This is a genomic window from Nitratidesulfovibrio oxamicus (assembly GCF_015731765.1).
In the GTDB taxonomy this organism is placed as follows: Bacteria; Desulfobacterota; Desulfovibrionia; order Desulfovibrionales; family Desulfovibrionaceae; genus Cupidesulfovibrio; species Cupidesulfovibrio oxamicus.
Window position 1 is genome coordinate 1 of record NZ_VRYY01000378.1, and the last position, 2,490, is coordinate 2,490.

1 protein-coding gene and 2 pseudogenes are annotated in these 2,490 nt (G+C 68.4%); all 3 read left to right on the forward strand.

Annotation, left to right across the window (positions count from 1 at the left end; translation table 11 throughout):
- A pseudogene (locus FVW20_RS12475) lies at positions 1 to 531 on the forward strand (response regulator); the annotation flags it as partial.
- Positions 532 to 636: 105 nt separating this feature from the next.
- A complete protein-coding gene (locus tag FVW20_RS12480; protein WP_196609873.1) occupies positions 637 to 1,812 on the forward strand; it encodes a response regulator in 1,176 nt (391 codons plus the stop codon).
- A gap of 435 nt (positions 1,813 to 2,247) precedes the next feature.
- Positions 2,248 to 2,490, forward strand: a pseudogene (locus tag FVW20_RS12485) (hypothetical protein); the annotation flags it as partial.

The following is a 2,490-nucleotide window of genomic DNA, read 5'->3' on the forward strand; positions in this document are numbered from 1 at the left end:
CTGGGCGCCCGCACGGTGCAGGCCCAGGCCGCCGACCTGGAAATGGCACTGCGCCACGAGGGCGCAACGGAACACGCAGCGGATGCGCTGGCGCTGCTGCGCATCTCGCTGGATGAGGCGGTGCGGGCCATGCACCGCCTGCTGGACGAAGTGCGCCCCGGCCCGGATGACGCCACCGGCGCCGATGTTTCCCGCGCCGCGGAAGGCAAGATGCCAGACGCCACACCGGGTTCGCCCGCCGGACCAGGCAGCGGCCTGCCGGACAATGACCTGACGGACGGCAACCTTGCGCGCGATGGCGTTGGGGGTGGACCGCCGCACGCATTGCCCGATGCGTTCCTTGACCGGCTGGAAGCGCTCATCGAGGAAGACGACAGCGAGGCCGTGGACCTCTTCAACACCCACGCGGAAGCCCTGCGCGCCGCCCTGGGGCAGCCCCTGGTAACCGGCATGGGCGAGGCGTTGCGTGCCTTCGAATTCGAAACCGCCCTGGAAATGCTGCGCTCGGCCCGGCCAGCGCGCGAAGGCTGACCGACGGCGACCGCTGCACCGGACGCAAAGCCGCCAAGCGCCCACTCCCTTTCCGCACCACGTTCCATGTCCCGCACGAAGTCACTCCAGCCACAAGAGACAGCCATGGCCAACACCCCCACTCCCACGGACGACGCGCGGCGCACCATACTGGTGGTGGACGACACCGCCGACAACCTGACCCTGCTCAGCGACCTGCTGAAGGACACCTACCGGGTCAAGGTGGCCAACAGCGGAGAAAAAGCCCTGCGCATCCTGTCATCCGGCAGCCCGCCGGACCTCGTGCTGCTGGACATCATGATGCCCGGCATGGACGGCTACACGGTGTTGCGCAGGCTGAAGGAACTGCCCGGCACGGCGGACGTGCCCGTGATCTTCCTCACCGCCCTGTCGGAGGAGGACGACGAACGCATCGGCCTGGAACTGGGGGCCGTGGACTACATCACCAAGCCGGTCAGCCCGTCCATCATGCTGGCCCGTGTGCGCACCCACCTGCAGGTCAAGGCCGCCCGCGACTTCCTGAAGGACAAGAACGAATTCCTCGAGGACGAGGTGGCCCGCCGCATGCGCGAACTGGCCGCCGTGCAGGACGTGACCATCATGGCCATGGCATCGCTGGCCGAAACGCGCGACAACGAGACCGGCAACCACATTCGCCGCACCCAGCACTACGTGAAGGTGCTGGCCCAGCACCTGTCGGGACATCCGCGCTTTTCCGCCGCGCTCACGCCGGAAGACATCCCCCTGCTGTTCAAGTCCGCCCCGCTGCACGACATCGGCAAGGTGGGCATTGCCGACCGCATCCTGCTGAAACCCGGCAAGCTCACCCCGGAGGAATTCGAGGACATGAAGCGCCACCCCGGGCTGGGGCGCGCCGCCATCATTGCGGCGGAAAAACAACTGGATACCCCGGTATCGTTCCTGCGCCACGCGCGCGAGATCGCCTACTGCCACCACGAAAAATGGGACGGAAGCGGCTATCCGCAAGGCCTTTCCGGCGACGAGATTCCCGTTTCGGCCCGGCTCATGGCCCTGGCCGACGTATTCGATGCGCTGATCAGCCGCCGGGTATACAAGCCCCCGTTCAACATGGAGAAGTCCGTGGAGATCATCCGTCAGGGGCGCGGCTCGCACTTCGACCCGGACGTGGTGGACGCCTTTCTGGCCAACCTGCAAACCTTCCGCAACATTGCCGACCGCTACGCCGACTCCGAGGAAACGCTGAAAGAAAGCCGTTCGCGCAGCGAAAAGGACAACCCGCCCCCAGACGCACAAGGCTGAGGCAGCGCCCCGCTTCCACCATCCGCCTGAGGCGGCACGGGCCTACATGTGCCATCATGCGGTGACTGCCCGATGGACGAACGCGCGGGCCGGGCAAGGACAGACGGGTGAGTCCGGCGCCACAGGGGGCACACGGGGCGGGACAGGCCGAACCGGGCGGGACAGGCCGAACCGGGCGGGACAGGCGGAACAGGCGGAATGGTCCGGATGGAAGAGCCGCGCCGTGCCCCGGCGGGCGAACCCGCCCGCTCCATGGCGGCCTTGCACCGTTCGTGGCCGTTTGCTAGACCAAACGGGCGTTCGGGCTTTCCGCCCCTTTTCCGCGCCCCGGCGCACACCCCCACCCCCCCAGCCATGCCAGACACGCCCACCGTTCCCACGCCCGACGGCACCCAACCCGAGGCGGCTCGACAGGCCACTGGACAGGGTGCCCCCGTGCACGGGGCTTCCCACCCCGAGCCCCCGCATCCCGAATCCGTCCCGCCAGAGGTTGCCCCGCCAGAGGTTGCCCTGTTCATCCGCACCTACTCGCGCTACGGCGGCGTGGAGCATTTCTGCTACCGCCTCCATGAATACCTGCGGGCCCACGGCGTGCCCGTGCGCGTGCTGTGCGGCGAAATGGCCCCCGACGTGCCCGGAGCCAAGGCCCCTGCCCTGCGCCGGGGCGGCGAGGCCCCG